This window comes from Georgenia sp. SUBG003 (assembly GCF_000715355.2).
In the GTDB taxonomy this organism is placed as follows: Bacteria; Actinomycetota; Actinomycetes; order Actinomycetales; family Actinomycetaceae; genus Georgenia.
This window is the reverse complement of the sequence record NZ_CP180204.1, coordinates 1,131,893-1,148,949: the sequence shown is the minus strand read 5'-3', so window position 1 is coordinate 1,148,949 and position 17,057 is coordinate 1,131,893. Positions and strand designations below refer to the sequence as shown.

Sequence of the window (17,057 nt, the reverse complement as noted above, 5' to 3'; positions counted from 1 at the left end):
CCCGCCCGCCCCGCCGCGGCGGCCGGGTCAGCCCGGGAAGCCGGCGGGGAGCTCCTCGGAGTGGACCACGTGCAGCCTGCGGGTGGGGCGGGTCATCGCCACGTACAGGTCACCGGCGCCGCTGCCGAGGACGCTTGCCGGATCGAGCAGCACGACCAGGTCGTACTCCAGGCCCTTGGCCTGCACCGCGTCGACGACGGCGATGCGGGCCCCCGAGCGGGTCGCCGTGCCCGGACGTCAGCGCGTCACGCAGGTCCTCCTCGGCGAGCAGCGCCTCGGCGACCCTGCGCTCGGACCCCGACGGCACGATCACGGCGAGGCGGCCGGAGCCGGGCCCGACCTCGGCGTCCAGGCGGGCCAGCTCCCCCGCGGACGCGCGACCGTGGCCGCCGGCAGGTCCTGCCGCCTGGCTGGGGTGGTCGCCAGGGAGCCCGGGAGGTCGCGTGCCGCCCGGACGGGGTAGGCGGGTTCGGCGCCGAGCTCCGTCATCACCGCCGTCGCCGCGTCCATGACCGTCGCGGGCGTGCGGTAGCTGACCGTGAGCACCGCCTCGCGCACGTGCTCGCTGCCCGCGGCGCCGAGGACCTCCGTCCACGAGCGGGCGGGCCGGTGCCCACTGCGCTGGGCCAGGTCGCCGACCACGGTCATCGACCGGGAGGGGCAACGGCGCAGCAGTGCCCGCCAGGCCATGGGAGAGAGCTCCTGCGCCTCGTCGACGACGACGTGGCCGTAGGTCCAGGTGCGGTCCGCGGCGGCACGCTCCGCCGTCGTGAGTCTCGGGCCGGTGGCCGTGAAGCGTTCGGCGAGCATCTCGGCGGTGACCATGCCCATGCCCAGCCCCTGCGACGTGATGGCCTCCTGGGCGTAGCGCACCTCCTCGGCGGCCTGGAGCCGCGCCTCGGCGGCGGCGCGTGCGGCCTCGGCCTGCTCGTGCGGGCCGAGCAGCTCGGCCAGCTCGTCCAGCAGCGGCACGTCGGCCACCGTCCACGGCGACCCCTTCTCGCGGCGCAGCAGCTCCCGGTCGTCCGCGGACAGGCCGCGCCCGTGCAGGGCCAGCAGGTCCGGCCGTGCGTACAGCCGCTCGAGCAGCCCGTGCGGGGTGGTGGGCATCCAGCAGAGGTTCACGGCCCGGCGCACGTCCCGCGCCGTGCGCACGTCCTCGCGCAGCCACGCCCGGTCCTCGGGGTCGTCGTCGCCCTCGCCGCCGCGGGCGACGGCGTACTCACGCACCAGGACGTCGAGCACCGCGAGGGCGAAGGTCTCCCGCGCCTGGTTGTGCGGGAGGCCCGTGCGGCGCGCGCGGCCCATGGCGGTGCGGACGTCCTCGGGGCGCAGGTGCAGCCGCACACCCTCGACGTCGAGCTCCTGCACCTCGGCGGGGACGCGCTGGAGGGCGCGCACGGCGCGGGAGAGGACCTTCGCCATGGCGGTGCGGCCCTTGACCTCCGCCACCTCCGCGCGCTCGGTGGCTGTCGCCGTCGTCCCGGGGAGGAGCTCCGCCATGGTGGTGGCGACGACGTCCGTCTCGCCGAGGGAGGGCAGGACCTGCTCGATGTAGCGCAGGAAGACCCGCGACGGGCCCACGAGCAGCACGCCGGAGCGTTCGAGGCGCTCGCGGTGCGCGTACAGGAGGTAGGCGGCGCGGTGCAGCGCGACGGCCGTCTTGCCGGTGCCGGGCCCGCCCTGGACCACCAGCACACCGTCGAGGGGGGAGCGGATCACCGCGTCCTGCTCGCCCTGGATGGTCGCCACGATGTCGCTCATGCGGCCCTCGCGGGCGGCCGACATCGCCGCGAACAGCGCACCCTCGCCGGTCAGGCCCTGGGCCACGTCCTCGTCCAGGTGCGCGTGGTCGAGGAGCTCGTCCTCCACCCCCACCACGGAACGGGCCCGGGTCATCAGGTGGCGGCGCCGGACGACGTCGCCCGGGTGCGCAGCGGTGGCCTGGTAGAACGGCTGCGCGCTGGGGGCCCGCCAGTCGACGAGCAGCTGGTCGTGGTCGGCGTCCGACATCCCGATCCGCCCGACGTACCGAGGCTCCTCGGAGCCGCGCAGGTCGAGGCGGCCGAACACGAGACGGTTCTCCACGTGGTCCAGGCGGGACACGGTGTCCTCGTAGTGTGCGGCGAACGCGTCGCGCTCGGAGCGGTTCTGGGGCGAGCCGGAGGGACCGCCGCGGCGCACCTGGGCCAGCCGTTGCCGGTACGCCGCGCGAAGCTCGTCCAGCCGGGCGTAGACGACGTCCAGGTACCGCTGCTCCTGGGCGATCGCCGCCTCGGCGGTCGATGCCGGCACTGCCTGCTCCGGCGTGATGGCCTCTCGTGGCACGCGGGCCCCCTCGTCGTCCTGTCCGTGTGTCGTCCCTGCCGTGTGCGGTCGACACACGGCCATCCATTATCCGCCACCGCGCGGCCCGCTGCAGGCGGTCCGCGTGATGGAACCGGTGATTCCGGACGCCCTCTGCGGCGTGCCCGGCGGTGCGCCGACCGCCGTGGAATGATGCGGACGCCTCCGGTGTTGGGTAAGGCAGAGACCGACAGAGGTGACTTCACGAGAGGAGCGCGGCAGCATGCGCGACCCCCACGACCTGTACGCAGTGAGCCCGGAGGCGTTCGACGACGGCCCCGTCCCGGTGCTCGTGCATGCCCTCCGCGGGGCGATGGACGCCGGGCACGCCGGGGAGATGGTCGCCCGCCACCTGCTGGAGTCCCTGCCCGTCGAGCGCGTGGTCACCTTCGACTCGGACGCGCTGATCGACTACCGCTCGCGCCGGCCCGCCATGACCTTCGAGGACTGGCGCTACACCGACTACGACGAGCCGGTCATCGCGGTGGACCGCCTGCGCGACGACGAGGGCACCGAGCTGCTGCTCCTGCACGGGCCCGAGCCGGACCTGCAGTGGGACCGCTTCACGGCCGCCGTCGTGGACCTGGTGGAGGCGTTCGGGGTGCAGCGCACCATCGGCCTGCAGGGCATCCCCATGGCCGTCCCGCACACCCGCCCCATCAGCGTGACCGCCCACGCGACCCGCGACGGGCTCGTCGACCCGCAGCGCCACCTCATGGGCCGCGTCCAGATCCCGGGGAGCGCCGCCGGGCTGCTGGAGCTGCGTCTGGGCCGCACCGGGCACGACGCCCTCGGCTTCGCCGCCAACGTCCCCCACTACCTCGCGCAGTCCGAGTACCCGCAGGCCGCCGCCGAGCTCGTCCGTCAGGTCGCGGCCAGCACGGGCCTCGCCCTCCCCGTCGGTGAGCTGGAGGCCGCCGCCGCCGAGACCGCGCGTCAGATCGAGGCGCAGGTCTCCGCGTCGGCCGAGGTCGGAGCGGTGGTCCACGCCCTCGAGCAGCAGTACGACGCCTTCATGGAGGCCGCGGCGCAGCCCACGCACCGGACGCTGCTCGCCGAGCCGGACCCGCTTCCCACCGCCGACGAGATCGGTGCCCAGCTCGAGGCCTTCCTGGCCGAGCAGGCCGACGACGGCGGCCGCCCCGACCAGCCCTGACGTGGCCGGCGCGCCCCTGGATCTTGCGGGCGCGGCCCGGACGCGACCACGCGCGGCGCGGCGTGCCGGAGACCGGCGCGACCCTGCGTGCCGGACAACACCCGGCCGCGGCGTGTGAGCAGGCTCATCCGCCCTCACCGGCGCTCGTGGGGCCACGGGCGGCGGGGACTGGGACAATAGCGGCCGTGTCACCGTTCCGATCCCCAGCGCCCACCCGAGCGGCGATGACCGTCTGGGGCGCCGGACTGGTGGCCTACGTCGTCGCCACCACCGGTCGCACGTCCCTCGGCGTGGCCGGGCTGCAGGCGGCCGAGCGGTTCGGCATCTCGGCGTCCGTCCTGTCCCTCTTCGTCGTCGTCCAGCTCGCCGTGTACGCGGCCGCCCAGGTCCCGGTCGGGATGGTCCTGGACAAGGTCGGCAGCCGGAAGGTCATCTTCACCGGCGCGCTGATTCTCGCGGGCGGCCAGCTCATGCTGGCGCTCGTCGACACGCTGCCTCTGGCGCTCGCGGCCCGGGCGCTGGTGGGGGTCGGTGACGCCACCGCTTTCGTGTCCGTCCTCCGCCTCGTCCCCGCCTGGTTCCCCGGTCAGCGCGTACCGCTGCTGACCCAGATGACCGGCATCGTCGGGCAGACCGGTCAGATCGTCTCCGCCGTCCCCTTCCTCGCGCTGCTGCTGGGGGCGGGATGGACGACGGCGTTCGCGTCGCTGGCTGCCGCCGGCGTCTTCGTGGGCCTCGTCGTCCTCGTCGTCGTCCGGGACCACCCGACGGTGCGCCCGGGGCGGCGGTCGTCGGAGTCGGTGCAGCCCGTGGGGACCGGGGCGGAGGTGCCCGCCGCGCCGGTCCCCGCCGCGGCGACCCGGGTGCCGATCGCCGTCGTGCTCCGCGAGCCGGGCACCTGGCTCGGGTTCTTCACCCACTTCGTCTGCCTCTTCCCCACCAACACCTTCATGCTGCTCTGGGGCGTGCCCTTCCTCACCGCCGGTCAGGGGGTGAGCACGGCCGCGGCGAGCTCCCTGCTCACGCTCGCCGCGCTCACGGGCGTGGTGACCGGCCCGGTCACCGGGCTCCTCCAGAGCCGGCACCCGCTGCGCCGCTCCTGGCTGGTGCTCGGCGCCGTCGCCGCGACCGTCGTGGTGTGGGCGACGGTGCTCCTTCCTTCGACACCACGCCCGACGTGGCAGCTGGCGCTGCTGGTCGTCGTGCTGACCGTCTCGGCGACCGCCTCCAACATCGGCTTCGACTTCGCCCGCACGTTCGTCCAGCCCGAGCGGCTCGGGACCGCCACGGGCCTGGTCAACGTCGGGGGGGTTCGTGGCGTCCCTCGTCGCGATCTTCCTCGTCGGGGCGGTGCTCGACGTCGTCCGCCCGGACGGCGCGTACACCCTCGCCGACTTCCGGCTCGCGATGTCGTCGCAGGCCCTGCTGTGGGTGGTCGGCCTCGCCGGGCTGCTGGTGTGCCGTCGAAGCACCCGGCGGCGGATGGCAGCGCACGGCGTCGTGGTCCCCCCGGTGCGCGAGGCGGTAGCCCGCCTCCGCCGTCGGGGTTCGGGTCGCTCCTGACACCCTGTGGGGCCTGCGGGCAGGTCCGGGCGCCTGCCGACCGGGCGCGGTGACGGCAGCGGCAACACCGGTCGCGGCCGCCGCAGGCACCTGCGACGCCCGCCGCGAGCGGTGCAGGTAGCAGGTTCTGGTGAGGCGCGGAATTCCGCCGTAGATCCCTAGCCGCCGAACGTGACTTCTGCCATGCTGTGGCCGTTGCATCTGCGTTTCCCTGACGTGCGGTCCGGGACCCGCCCGAAGGTGGGCCCCACGGGCACCGGTCGCTCCGGCGGGCGGGGTCCGGGCAAGGAAGTGGGACGAGGTATTGCGGCAAGAACCGGGCCGGCACGAGGCAGGCCCACCAACGTCCCGGAAGGACACAGCAAGATGGCACAGGGAACCGTGAAGTGGTTCAACGCTGAGAAGGGCTACGGCTTCATCGAGCAGGACGGTGGCAACGCCCCCGACGTGTTCGTCCACTACTCCGCGATCCAGTCCGACGGTTACCGCTCGCTCGAGGACGCGCAGCGTGTCGAGTTCGAGATCACCCAGGGCCCGAAGGGCCCCCAGGCCGAGAACGTCCGCGCTCTCTGACCTGCCGGCCGGCTGACCGGCCACCTACGGGCCCGTACCGCCAGGTACGGGCCCGTTCCTCTTCCGGCCCGGTCCCGGCCGCTCAGCGGGCCGACGCCGTCTCCGCGTCCGCGGGCGGGTCGAGCACAGGCGGCACGGTCCCGCGGAAGGCGTCGAGATCGGGGCCCTCGACGAGCCGGACCGGCAGCGGCAGGCGTCGCAGTCCCCGCTCGACCTCCGCGACCGGGATCGGCCGGTCCGACGCCGCGAGGACGACGTTGCCGTAGCGCCGACCGCGCAGGATCGCCGGGTCCGCCACCAGCTGCACGTGGGCGAACACCTGCTGGAGCGTCGCGACCTCCACGCGCGCCCGGTGCAGCGGCGGGTGGTCCGTGAGGTTCACCAGGTACAGACCGCCCGGCACGAGCACCCGGTGCACCTCCGCCACCGCCTCGACCGTGCGGACGTGGCGCGGCACCTCGGCGTGGTCGAACACGTCGCGGACCACCACCTCCCACGAGCCCTGGCGCTGGGACGCCGTCACGGCGCGGGCGTCACCCGTGCGGATGCGCAGCCGGGGGGCCCGGGGCAGGTCGAACCACTCGCGCACCAGCGCGGCGAGCTTCTCGTCCAGCTCCACGGCCAGCTGCGTCGAGCCGGGACGGCGGGCCTCCAGGGCGCGGGGCAGCGCGCACCCCGCGGCGCCGAGGTGGAGGGCGCGCACGAGGCCGGCCGGCCGGGCCGCGCCTCTGTCGAACGTCTGACCGCCGCCCGGCGCCGACAGGTCCCAGCGATATAGCAACTACTCCGGCCTCATCCTTAGCCAGCTCTACCAGTCCACCGAAAAGAACGACTCGATCCTCACGCCGTTGACGAAGAAGTCTTGCTCCTTGAAGCAGTCCACCCGCGGGGAGACGACTACTGGTCAGATCTTTCTCCCGAGTTCCGCTCCCTAGATGCGACCCATAGCCCCAAAGTCACCAAAGCAAGGAACCCCAATACGCCGCCCACCCAGTTACCGAGGCTGTCACTCACGAACACACTCAGCCCGATCTTCGCGATCAGCCCGAGCAACCACAGAGTCAGCGGCACCTTCCACGAAACACTCCACGGCGACTCGCTCATGTCCCACCGCCCTCCGTCGGATTAAAAAACGCTATTGCCCGGGGTCCCGGTTGTGGGGGAGATGCCACTCAGGCGCAATCGGTATGCCGATCCAGAACCCCTAGCGCGGTGTTGAGCTGTCGCTTCGCCCCAGGCGGCGATCCTCTTTGAGCCGCCGCCACGCAAGGATCAACTGCACGATGAAGACCACGAACAGAGCAGCGCATCCTGCCAGGAGCGCATAGCGGAGTGACGTCGCGCCGTCGCTCCTCAGACCTAGGACGAGTCCAATTCCGCTGAGGAGCATACCGACGGCCAACATCGCATTCGCCCAGATACGGGCTTTCGGATTCTGCGACGCGCCAGTCACGGCCTCACCATAGCGACGCCAGGTCGCCTCGCACGGAAGTTCCGTGTGCAATCACGGCATGCCGGGCGGAAACCCGTTCCGCATAGACATCGTCGAGGAGGTGCTCACCCGCGACGGAGTCGACGGCGTGACGCTCGTGCTTTACCTCTACGAAGGCCTCTTGGCCTGAACCAGAGATGACTTCCCGGGGTCAAGCGGTTCCTCAAGAACCAAGGATTAGCTGGCGCGGTCGGGAGCCGGCAGGTCCAGTTCGGGATGGCCACACAGGTTGCCGAGTTCCTCGACGGGCAGCGTCGGCTTCCCGGACGCGATGTCGTTGATGATGAATTCGCCGAGGTGTTGCTGCTGCTCTGGGCTGAGCTGTACGCCGGGTAGGACGGCGAGCAGGCGTAGAGGCGCGGGGGCTCCCGTGCCGAGCGCTTCTGCGGTGACCGTCGCGATCCACTCGTCCGACCTCAGGCGGCGGGCGGCCATGGTGAGCCAGTCCATCTGCCGGTAGTAGAGATCTTCCGAGGTGCAGGTGCCGAGCAGCACCTCTCGTGCACGTGGCAGATCCAGACTCGCCGGGTCGAGGTCCGACAGTCCCATAAGGAGCCACAGCGCGTGCCTAGCGGCCACCGGCGTCCCCTGGCTGAGCGTGGTGAGCAGGAACGGGCGAACCTCGTCGTCGAGGGCCCGAGCGAGTTCTCCGACCGGGCGGAACTCTCGGCGGTCCGGACCAAGAACGTACGACCTGACGACTGCGGCGCCGCGGCGGCGCTGGGCTTCGGTGAACTCGGCTGTGCCGAGCGCCCGGAGCAACCGTTCCTTGGCGTAGCCGGACCGGAAGCACCACGGGTCGGCCTCGAGAAAGGTCAGCGCATCATCGGCGCCGTGCGGCGCGCGGTGGCGGACCCGTTCGACGATGTCACTCACGAGGGCCTCGAGTGTGCCAACCGCGCGGTGTGCTCCTTCCGCGCTCTCCGTGCCCTTAGCGCCGGCCGCACCGGCCGCCGCCGACCAGTTTTCGCGGACCGTTCGCGCGAGGACGTGGACGTCACTCTCGCTCAACGGGGTCTTCTTCGCTGCTCGCTCCCCTCGCGGTGCCACTCTCAAGCCCCGTCCCCTCCACCGGCAGCAGCATCACGCTGCCCCCTCTATCTTCTGGATCGCAGCCATCTGGCGCACTGCCGAAGTCCGCGAGATGAGGGTCACCACCGCACCAACGGTTCCTGCGATGACGAGGACCGCCCAGAGCAGGAGGGTGCCCCGAGGAAGAAGACTCCACTGATGACGAATGCCGCTATCAGTATCAGCGGGCTGATCACGACCATGAGGAAAGCCCCCGGAAGTGGAGAACGAAGAGCGATCACGCTCTTGGGGTCTTCGACGACGTAGCCCTTCCGCCGGCGGAGTATTTCCAACGGGATGATGACGAGGACGCCAAGGAGAAGGAAGAGGGAATGCACCCACATGAGCGTCAGGCTCAGCGCCACAGCTGCGCCTAACACGGCGAAGTACCACCACGGAGGGAGGCGCGGATCGGCGGCGGCAGCGGCCCGCTCCTCATCGTTTCTCACCCGTACGGACGATACGCACGGTCCGGCGCCAGTGTGGCGGAAATTGCCACACCTCGGCGACGCTCGGTTCTAGGGTTCGATTGTGCAGACCGCTCTCGGTGCCGCCTCGCTCGCCGGCTTGGCCGTCATCGTGGTGTTCTCTTTCGTGGTGCTGATCAGGCTGGAGACGCTTACGTCCCAGCCGGAGAAGCGCCGGCGGTTCCTGCGGTGGTGGGCTCCGATGGTCATCGTGGCCACTCTGATAGGACTTGTCGGTCTCACTGGACAACTCCTGCTGAGCTAGCGACAACCCACTTCCCGGCCGAGTATCAAGCACGAACGGTTATGGACGCTCGCGTCGCAAGGAGCGTCCATAACCGCCTGTTAGGTGCCGGCGTGCTGTCGGCACTCCATAGCGGGCCTGCCTCAAGTAATGGGTCCTGCAAGACACTATTAACATGACGTGATCCCAGCCACTGGGCGCCCTCTGCTCGATTGCAGGTTCCGCATCGGGATCGTCGGAGAAATGTAAAGAAGCGAACCATCCGCCTTCTTGTCGCTCAGGTTCGTTCCAGTCTGATTCTCCGACCCGAACGCGGATGACTGCGAGCGGATCTGTCCGACGAAAGACCACGTAGTAGGTAGCGTCGACCGCTTTCACGCCGTTCGTAGGCGCAGCCCGTCTCGTTGGGCAACCGACTCACGCTGTCGCGCTGAGCGTCTCCCGGAACCACGCGACCGTCCGGTCGAGGCCCTCGGCCCACCGGACCTTCGGCCGCCACCCGAGCACCTCGGCGGCGAGCGTGGTGTCCGGCCGGCGCACCTTGGGGTCGTCGACGGGCCGCCCGACGAAGGTGATCTCCGAGCGGGACCCCGTGGCGGCCCGGACGTCCTCGGCGATCTCGAGGACCGACCGCTCGTGCGGGTTGCCGATGTTGATGGGCCCCGGGTGGGCGCTGGCCGCCATGGTGAGCACACCGGCGACGAGGTCGTCGACGTAGCACACGGACCTGGTTTGACGGCCGTCCCCGGCCACGGTGATCGGCTCGTTGGCGAGCGCCTGGCGGATGAACGTCGGGATGGCGCGTCCGTCGTTCGGGCGCATGCGTGGGCCGTAGGTGTTGAAGATCCGCACGATGCCGGTGTTGACACCGTGGGTGGAGCGGTAGGCGGTCACGAGCGCCTCGCCGTACCGCTTGGCCTCGTCGTACACGCCGCGGGGCCCGATCGGGTTGACGTGCCCCCAGTAGTCCTCGGACTGCGGGTGAACCTGGGGGTCGCCGTACACCTCCGACGTCGATGCGATGACGAAGCGCGCCCCCTTGTCGCGGGCAAGCCCGAGCGCGCGCTCCGTGCCCACGGACCCCACCCGCAGGGTCTCGATGGGCATCTCGAGGTAGTCCACCGGCGAGGCCGGCGACGCGAAGTGAAGCACCAGATCCACGTCGCCGCGCACGTGCGCGTTCTCCGTCACGTCGCAGTGGACGAGCTCGAAGCCGGGCCGGCCCATCAGGTGTGCCACGTTCGACGGCGTGCCGGTGAGGAAGTTGTCGAGGCACACCACGGCCCAGCCCTGGGCCAGCAGCGTCTCGCACAGGTGGCTGCCCAGGAACCCGGCCCCACCGGTCACCACCGCGCGGGGCCGTGCCGTGCCGTCCCGCCCCTTGACGCTGCGCACCGACCTCATACGTCACCTCCGTTGCTCACGGCGCCCACCCGGGCGTCCTCGGTCATGCCCGTCCGGGCACGTGTCCTGCGCTCGGCCCGCGCCGCACCGCCGCTGGCCGGCGGGGCGGCGGGGGCGAACCGCACCGGCGCGAACGGGCTCGTGCCCAGCCCCGCGGAGACGTTCACCCACGTGGAGCCCGATCCGCCGTCGGCGTCCGGCCGGGCGCCCGGCCATCCGTGGAGGCCGGACGCGCGCGAGCGGTCGAGGTCGCAGTTCGTCACGAGAGCGCCGTAGAACGGCACGCACAGCTGCCCGCCGTGGGTGTGCCCCGCGAGCACCAGGTCGCACCCGTCACCGCGCATCTCGTCAAGCACGCGGGTGTAGGGCGCGTGCGCGACGCCCAGGTGGAGGGCGGCGTCGCGGGCCGGCGGCTCCGGAACGGCCGGACGGATCCTGCCCCGCGCTGAGCCACCGTTCTGCCGCGCGGGGAAGCGGTCACGGTCCAGGTGCGGATCGTCCACCCCGACGAGCGTGATCTCGCTGCCCCCGACCTCGAGCCGGTCACGGCGGTTCGTCAGGTCCTTCCACCCCGCCGCGCGGAACGCCTCGGCGAGCTCGTCCGCGGGCAGCGGGGCGTGGTCCATCTCGGTCCGTGCGTCCGGGAGCAGGTAACGGGCGGGGTTCTTCGGCCTCGGTGCGAAGTAGTCGTTCGAGCCGAGAACGAACGCGCCCGGCCTGTCGAGGAACGGCGCGTACGCCTCCAGGACGCTCGGCAGGGCGTCCTGGTGGGCCATGTTGTCCCCCGTGGTCACTACGAGGTCAGGCTCGTGCGCGGCCAGGTCGCGGACCCATGCGACCTTGTGACGCTGCGAAGGCACCAGGTGCAGGTCGGACAGGTGCAGCAGGCGCAACGGCCGGGCGCCCGCGGGAAGCACCGGCACCGTGTGGCGGCGCAGGGTGAACATCGAGGTCTCGGCGAGCGCCCACCCGAGCGCACCAACCCCCGCGAGTGTCAGCGCGCCCAGGCCTCCGGCCAGGCGCCGCGGGCCGACGGCGCTCAGCCGTCGTCCCCGTTGCCGTTGCCGCCGCCGTCGTCCGCCGCCGTTCCCGTTGCCCCCACCGTTGCCGTTGCCGCCGCCACCACCGCCGTCGCCACCGCTGTCCCCGCCGCCGGCGGCGGGCTGCTCGGGCGCTGGGGGGCGGGTGCAGGACCGGCGCTCGGGACGATCGTGGACGGTGGTCCCCGGGGCGACCCGGGTGCCGGCGGACGGGTTCGTCGCCACGGCGGCGCCGGGGCGCCAGCCGGAGTTCACGGGGGAGCCGAGCTGGACCTGGAACCCGGCCTGCGCCAGGACGGACTGTGCCTCCGAGGCGCTGCGCCCGGCGACGTCCGGCACGGGCACGCGGTCGCCGAAGAGCGCGCTGCCCGGCGCGGCGGCGAAGGGCTGGTGAGGGGTGCCCTCGAGGGCCCTGGCGACGTAGTCCCGCCACGTGGGCGCGGGGATCCTGCCGCCGTAGACGAGCTCGTGGTACTGGCCGTTGATGGTCGAGTCGAACATCGACTTGGTGCCCTCCTGGTACCCCATCCACACGGCCGCGGCCAGCTGCCGCGTGTAGCCGACGAACCAGGCGGCGGAGTCGTCGTTCGCCGTTCCCGTCTTGCCGGCCGCCGGGCGGCCGTCGGGCAGGACGGCGTTCATGCCGGTGGACCCCCGCTGCGTGGACACCACGGCCTGCAGCGCGTGGGTGACGCCCTGGGCGACCTCGGGCGCGATCGCCTGCTTGCAGGCCGGCTGCGGTGCCGCGATCTCGTTGCCGGCACGGTCGGTGACCTTGGTGATCGACAGGGGGGCGCACGTCTTGCCGTCCGCGGCCAGCGTCGCGAACGCGACGGCCTGGCTCAGCGGGGTGATCGTGTTCGAACCGAGCACCGCGGCGGGGTTCGGCGTCAGCGGCTCGCCGGAACCCGTCCGGATGCCCATCGCGGCCGCGGTGTCGACGACGTTGCACATGTCCATCTGGTTCGCCATCTCGACGAACGGCAGGTTCACGGACATCCGGGTGGCTTCCAGGACGGAGAGCCGACTGGCGTCGGGAGAGCTCTCGAGGTTCTTGGGCTCGTAGTTGTCCTCGTACTTCCCGCAGGAGATGTTCCAGCTCTCGCGCGGGTACGAGCGCCGGTTCGCCACGACCCGGTCGTTCAGGCTGTGGCCGGTCTCGAGCCACTCCACGAGGGTGAAGACCTTGAACGAGGAGCCGGACTGGAAACCGGAGCCCCCGCCGTGGCTGAGCCCGACGTTGAGGTTGACCTTCGTCGCGCCCGGCTCCTCCGCCGAGGGCGTGCCCCAGTTCGTGTTCTGCACCATCGCCTGGATCTTGCCGGTGCCGGGCTCCACGGAGGACAGTGCCATCTTGATGGTCGACGGGTCGTTGACGGGGACGCTGCCGGTGACGGCGTCGTAGGCGGCCTGCTGCCTCGCGGGGTCGAGCGTCGTGTGGATGACGAGGCCTCCGCGGTAGAGCGCCTGCTGGCGGTCCGCCCGGTCCTCGCCCCAGTCCTCGGAGTTCAGGAGATCGTCCACCACGTACTCGCAGAAGTAGACGGAGATCCCGGCCGCCGCGCACCCGTTCGGGGTGGGGGAGACGTTGAGCATGTCCTCGATGGACAGGGCGACCGACTCGTCGTGCTCCGCCTGGGTGATGAACCCCTGGTTGAGCATCTGCCGCAGGACGGTGTCGCGCCGGGTCTTCGCGTTCTCGGGGTTGCGGACCGGGTCGTGGCGGGCCGGCGACTGGGTGATGCCGGCCAGCATCGCGGCCTCGGGGATGGTCAGGTCCTTGGCGGACTTGGAGAAGTAGTACTTCGACGCCGTCTCGACCCCGTACTGGGACGGGCCGAACTGCGCGATGTTGAGGTAGCCCTCGAGGATGTCGTCCTTGCTGACGTTCTGCTCCAGGCCGATGGCGAGCCGGGCCTCCTCGAGCTTGCGACCGACCGTCGTCTCGGTGGCCGCGTCGATGGCCTCGGGGTCCCCGGAGATACGGCCGGCCTCGACGAGCACGTTCTTGACGTACTGCTGCGTCAGGGTGGAGGCGCCCTCGAGCGGTCCGCCGGTGAGGTTGTTCACCAGGGCGCGGAGCATGCCCTCGGGGTCGACACCGCGGTGGTCGTAGAACCGCCTGTCCTCGATCGCGACGACGGCGTCGCGCACGTACGGCGACATCTCCTCGAGCGGCACCACGATGCGGTTGTCCGCGTAGATGGTCGCCAGCAGCGAGCCGTCGGCGGCAAGGATCTGGCTGCTCTGCGACGGCTCCGGGATGGCGAGCTCGCTGGGCAGGTCCTCGAACAGGTCGGTCGTGGACTGGCTGACCGCCCCGGCCGCGCCGACCGCGGGCATGACCAGCCCCGCGGTGAGGACTCCGCCGACCCCGGCGACGAGGAGGAAGGCGAGCAGCATGACGAGCAGCTGCATCGGCTTGACAGCGCGCCCCGGCGCGACGAGGGAGACGACATACGCCTAGGGTACGGGGCCCCTCTGACGGCGGCCCCGCCAGGTGGGGCGCGCCACGCCGGTCGCCCCGTCCCCGGGCGGGACGCCGGGCCGCCGCCGTCCGCCCGCCGACGGTGCGCGGAACCGGGCCCAAGGTCGCGGTTCAGTCACGGCTCTTCCATGACACCTGCATCACGGATAGCGTCACCGGTGGGGCGAATTCGACCGGCGATGGCGCCGGGGGCGGCGGGGGGGCGTCGCAAGGAGGAGGTCCGATGATCGACGAGGATCAGTCATGGGCGTCCGGCGCAGCCTGCGCAGGGATCGAGCCCGACGCGCTCTTCGTCCGGGGCGCGGCGCAGCGGCAGGCACGCCAGCTGTGCTTCACCTGCCCGGTGCGGATGCAGTGCCTGGCCGAGGCGCTGAGCTCCAACACCTCCTTCGGGGTGTGGGGCGGCCTGACCGAGCGGGAGCGTCGTGCGCTGGTGCGCCGGTACCCGGGCGTGCGGGACTGGGCGGAGTGGCTGCGCGGTGACGACGACGAACTGGTCGCCGAGCTCCGCGCGCAGCGCCCGCCGCGGATCATCGCGCGGATCCGCGCCACCAGCACGGCCTAGATGTACCCGGCCAGAAGGTTGGTGACATCGGAGCGGTCGGGACACACGGTCGTGGGTGATTGAACGAGGGAGGGCCTCCGGGTGGGGGTGTGGCTTGCCTAGAGTCCGCACCCACCGGAGGCCCTCGTGTCCCACCGTAACGCCCGCCTGACCTTCCACGGCCGCCTGACCATCGTCGACCGGGTGCGCCGGCAGGGCCGCCCGCAGGCCCATGTCGCCAAGGAGATGGGCGTCTCGCGCAAGACCGTCATCTACTGGCTCAAGCGATACGACACCGAGGGCGAGGCCGGCCTGCACGACCGCTCGTCGCGGCCACGTTCCTCACCCCGGCGCACCCCGGCCGAGGTCGAACGGCGGGTGCTCGAGCTGCGCGCGTCGTCCCGGCGCGGGCAGGACTGGCTCGGCCCCGAACTCGGTCTCCCCGCCCGGACCGTCTCCCGGATCCTGCGCCGCCACGGCGTGCCCTACCTGCGCGAGTGCGACCCGCTGACCGGAGAGGTCGTCCGCTCCTCCAAGGCCACCACCACCCGGTACGAGCGCGCCCGGCCCGGGGAGCTGGTCCACATGGACGTCAAGAAACTCGGCAAGATCCCCGACGGCGGCGGCTGGAAAACCCACGGCCGTGAAGCGGTCTCCACCACCCGGGACCGCTCCGGCAAGCTCGGCTACGACTACGTCCACTCCCTCGTCGACGACCACTCCCGCCTGGCCTACTCCGAGATCCTGCCCGACGAGAAGGGCACCACCTGCGCGGGGTTCCTGCGCCGGGCCGCGGCCTACTTCGCCGCCCACGGCATCACCCGGATCGAGCGCGTCATCACCGAAAACGCCTGGGCCTACAAACACTCCCTGCGCGAGGTCGTCGCCGAGCTCGGCGCCAGGCAGAAGTTCATCAAGCCGCACTGCCCCTGGCAGAACGGCAAGGTCGAAAGGCTCAACCGCACCCTGCAGACCGAGTGGGCCTACCGGCAGGTCTTCACCAGCAACGCCGAACGCGCCGCCGCCCTTGCCCCCTGGATCGAGTACTACAACACTCAAAGACGCCACAGCGCACTCGGCGGCCTCCCGCCGATCAGCCGACTGTCACCAACCTGATGGCCGGGTACACCTAGAGCCGCACGGCGGTCGCTGTCCGGGCCGCCGGGCCGGGCTCCGGAGGGACCGGCCCTGCGGCCCGGACCGCCGGCCGGCGCGACCCGGGCCGCCGGGCGCGCCAGAGGGCGGCCCCTAGGATGAGCGCCATGACCACATGGGAGTACGCGACGATTCCGCTGCTGATCCACAACACGAAGGCGATCCTCGACCAGTGGGGCGAGGACGGCTGGGAGCTGGTCCAGGTGGTGCCGGGACCCGCCGGCTCGAACAACCTGGTGGCGTACCTCAAGAGGCCCAAGGGGCAGCGGTGAGCGTCGGCGCGCGACTCGCCGAGCTCGGGATCGAGCTGCCGGCCGTCGTCCCGCCGGTGGCCGCCTACGTCCCGGCGGTGCGTCACGGGGACCTGGTGTACACCTCCGGGCAGCTCCCCATGGTCGACGGCGCACTGGCGTTCACCGGCAAGGTCGGGGACACCGCCGGCGCGGTCACGCCCGAGCAGGCCAAGGACGCGGCCCGCACCTGCGCGCTGAACGCGCTCGCCGCCGTCGCCGCGGAGGCGGGCGGCCTCGACCACGTGGTCCGGGTGGTCAAGGTGACCGGCTTCGTCGCCTCGGAGCCGGCCTTCACGGGTCAGCCCGGCGTGGTCAACGGTGCCTCGGAGATCCTCGGCGAGATCTTCGGCGACGCCGGGCGGCACGCCCGCTCCGCCGTCGGGGTCGCCGCACTGCCCCTCGACGCACCGGTCGAGGTGGAGATCGTCGTCGCCGTGCGCTGACGGGCCGGGCCCGCCCACGGATACGGCGCCCTCCCTCGGGAGGGGGCGCCGTATCCGCAGGAGCCGGTACCGGCCGTCAGCGGGCGCGGCGGCGCAGCCTGTCGAGGTCCATCAGCAGGACGGCGCGGCCCTCGAGGCGGATCCACCCGCGGGAGACGAACTCCGCCAGGGACTTGTTCACGGTCTCGCGGGAGGCGCCGACCAGCTGGGCGAGCTCCTCCTGGGTGAGGTCGTGCGGGACGTGGACCCCCTCGTCCGTGGCCTGCCCGAACCGGTCCGCGAGGTCGAGGAGGGCCTTCGCGACGCGCCCGGGGACGTCGGAGAAGACGAGGTCGGCGAGCGACTCGTTGGTGCGGCGCAGCCGCTGCGCGAGCGCCCTCAGCATGTGCCGGGACAGCGCCGGCCGGGTCTCGGCGAAGCTCATCAGCGCGTCGTGCTCGAGAGCGAGCAGGCGGGTGGGCGCCACGGCCGTCGCCGTCGTCGAGCGCGGGCCCGGGTCGAAGAGGGTCAGCTCGCCCAGCAGCTCCCCGGGGCCGAGCACGGCGAGCAGGTTCTCGCGGCCGTCGCTGGCCGTGTGACCGAGCTTCACCTTGCCGTCGACCACGATGTAGAGCCGGTCGCCGGGGTCGCCCTCGTTGAAGAGCGTCTCGCCACGTCGGAGCGTGGTCTCGGACATCAGGGAGCGCAGCTCGGCCTGGTCCTGCTCGTCGAGCGCGTCGAAGAGTGGCACGGTGCCGATCACGTTCTGTTCCACAGTGGCTCCCATCTGCCGCCGGTC

15 protein-coding genes are annotated in these 17,057 nt (G+C 71.9%); 7 read left to right on the top strand and 8 right to left on the bottom strand.

Annotated elements, in window-relative coordinates; genetic code table 11:
* Positions 1 to 27 precede the first annotated feature (27 nt).
* Positions 28 to 186, bottom strand: a complete 159-nt coding sequence (locus DA06_RS05525) for a hypothetical protein (RefSeq protein WP_418607085.1) — start codon at positions 184 to 186, stop codon at positions 28 to 30.
* Positions 187 to 309: 123 nt separating this feature from the next.
* Positions 310 to 2,328 (bottom strand): HelD family protein, encoded by a 2,019-nt coding sequence (locus tag DA06_RS05520; RefSeq protein WP_418607083.1) that lies wholly within the window; start codon positions 2,326 to 2,328, stop codon positions 310 to 312.
* Positions 2,329 to 2,569: 241 nt separating this feature from the next.
* Between DA06_RS05520 and DA06_RS05515 the strand changes: the two genes are divergently transcribed.
* From DA06_RS05515 to DA06_RS05505, 3 genes are all read left to right on the top strand, one after another.
* Positions 2,570 to 3,502 carry a proteasome assembly chaperone family protein gene (locus DA06_RS05515; protein ID WP_043498043.1) on the top strand — a complete coding sequence of 311 codons (933 nt, stop codon included), beginning with the start codon at positions 2,570 to 2,572 and terminating at the stop codon, positions 3,500 to 3,502.
* Between the two features lie 224 nt (positions 3,503 to 3,726).
* Positions 3,727 to 5,118 carry an MFS transporter gene (locus DA06_RS05510; protein ID WP_052436409.1) on the top strand — a complete coding sequence of 464 codons (1,392 nt, stop codon included), beginning with the start codon at positions 3,727 to 3,729 and terminating at the stop codon, positions 5,116 to 5,118.
* 313 nt (positions 5,119 to 5,431) lie between these two features.
* The gene (locus tag DA06_RS05505) at positions 5,432 to 5,638 is read left to right on the top strand and encodes a cold-shock protein (RefSeq protein WP_043498042.1); all 207 of its coding nucleotides are present in this window, start codon (positions 5,432 to 5,434) and stop codon (positions 5,636 to 5,638) included.
* 82 nt (positions 5,639 to 5,720) lie between these two features.
* Here the strand turns inward: DA06_RS05505 and DA06_RS05500 are convergent, their stop codons facing one another.
* From DA06_RS05500 to DA06_RS05480, 5 genes are all read right to left on the bottom strand, one after another.
* Positions 5,721 to 6,341 (bottom strand): fused MFS/spermidine synthase, encoded by a 621-nt coding sequence (locus DA06_RS05500; protein ID WP_052436408.1) that lies wholly within the window; start codon positions 6,339 to 6,341, stop codon positions 5,721 to 5,723.
* 966 nt (positions 6,342 to 7,307) lie between these two features.
* Entirely contained in the window at positions 7,308 to 8,141 is an 834-nt protein-coding gene (locus DA06_RS05495; RefSeq protein WP_418607082.1) for a hypothetical protein, read from the bottom strand.
* A 140-nt stretch (positions 8,142 to 8,281) separates the two neighbouring features.
* The gene (locus tag DA06_RS05490; RefSeq protein ID WP_043498039.1) at positions 8,282 to 8,650 is read right to left on the bottom strand and encodes a hypothetical protein; all 369 of its coding nucleotides are present in this window, start codon (positions 8,648 to 8,650) and stop codon (positions 8,282 to 8,284) included.
* Between the two features lie 679 nt (positions 8,651 to 9,329).
* Positions 9,330 to 10,307, bottom strand: a complete 978-nt coding sequence (locus DA06_RS05485) for a UDP-glucuronic acid decarboxylase family protein (protein WP_418607080.1) — start codon at positions 10,305 to 10,307, stop codon at positions 9,330 to 9,332.
* Positions 10,308 to 10,312: 5 nt separating this feature from the next.
* Entirely contained in the window at positions 10,313 to 13,774 is a 3,462-nt protein-coding gene (locus tag DA06_RS05480) for a transglycosylase domain-containing protein (protein ID WP_418607078.1), read from the bottom strand.
* A 293-nt stretch (positions 13,775 to 14,067) separates the two neighbouring features.
* Here DA06_RS05480 and DA06_RS05475 point away from each other — a divergent pair, with 293 nt between their 5' ends.
* The 4 genes from DA06_RS05475 (at position 14,068) to DA06_RS05460 (ending at position 16,279) form a co-directional block, all read left to right on the top strand.
* Positions 14,068 to 14,409 (top strand): WhiB family transcriptional regulator, encoded by a 342-nt coding sequence (locus tag DA06_RS05475; RefSeq protein WP_043498023.1) that lies wholly within the window; start codon positions 14,068 to 14,070, stop codon positions 14,407 to 14,409.
* A 126-nt stretch (positions 14,410 to 14,535) separates the two neighbouring features.
* Positions 14,536 to 15,504 carry an IS481 family transposase gene (locus DA06_RS05470; RefSeq protein ID WP_043498021.1) on the top strand — a complete coding sequence of 323 codons (969 nt, stop codon included), beginning with the start codon at positions 14,536 to 14,538 and terminating at the stop codon, positions 15,502 to 15,504.
* 146 nt (positions 15,505 to 15,650) lie between these two features.
* A complete protein-coding gene (locus DA06_RS05465; protein WP_418607076.1) occupies positions 15,651 to 15,815 on the top strand; it encodes a DUF4177 domain-containing protein in 165 nt (54 codons plus the stop codon).
* Complete coding sequence (locus tag DA06_RS05460) at positions 15,812 to 16,279, top strand: RidA family protein (protein ID WP_043498019.1); 468 nt, start codon at positions 15,812 to 15,814, stop codon at positions 16,277 to 16,279. The genes DA06_RS05465 and DA06_RS05460 overlap by 4 nt, the downstream gene beginning before the upstream one ends.
* A gap of 76 nt (positions 16,280 to 16,355) precedes the next feature.
* Here DA06_RS05460 and DA06_RS05455 read toward each other — a convergent pair whose 3' ends face one another.
* Complete coding sequence (locus tag DA06_RS05455) at positions 16,356 to 17,045, bottom strand: Crp/Fnr family transcriptional regulator (protein WP_043498017.1); 690 nt, start codon at positions 17,043 to 17,045, stop codon at positions 16,356 to 16,358.
* Between the last annotated feature and the right edge of the window lie 12 nt (positions 17,046 to 17,057).

Excerpts from the sequence above, each read along its gene's own strand:
- DA06_RS05480 (WP_418607078.1), bottom strand. The coding sequence starts at position 13,774 with ATGCAGCTGCTCGTCATGCTGCTCGCCTTCCTCCTCGTCGCCGGGGTC.
- DA06_RS05505 (WP_043498042.1), top strand. The coding sequence starts at position 5,432 with ATGGCACAGGGAACCGTGAAGTGGTTCAACGCTGAGAAGGGCTACGGC.
- DA06_RS05515 (WP_043498043.1), top strand. The coding sequence starts at position 2,570 with ATGCGCGACCCCCACGACCTGTACGCAGTGAGCCCGGAGGCGTTCGAC.
- DA06_RS05475 (WP_043498023.1), top strand. The coding sequence starts at position 14,068 with ATGATCGACGAGGATCAGTCATGGGCGTCCGGCGCAGCCTGCGCAGGG.
- DA06_RS05510 (WP_052436409.1), top strand. The coding sequence starts at position 3,727 with ATGACCGTCTGGGGCGCCGGACTGGTGGCCTACGTCGTCGCCACCACC.
- DA06_RS05465 (WP_418607076.1), top strand. The coding sequence starts at position 15,651 with ATGACCACATGGGAGTACGCGACGATTCCGCTGCTGATCCACAACACG.
- DA06_RS05455 (WP_043498017.1), bottom strand. The coding sequence starts at position 17,045 with ATGGGAGCCACTGTGGAACAGAACGTGATCGGCACCGTGCCACTCTTC.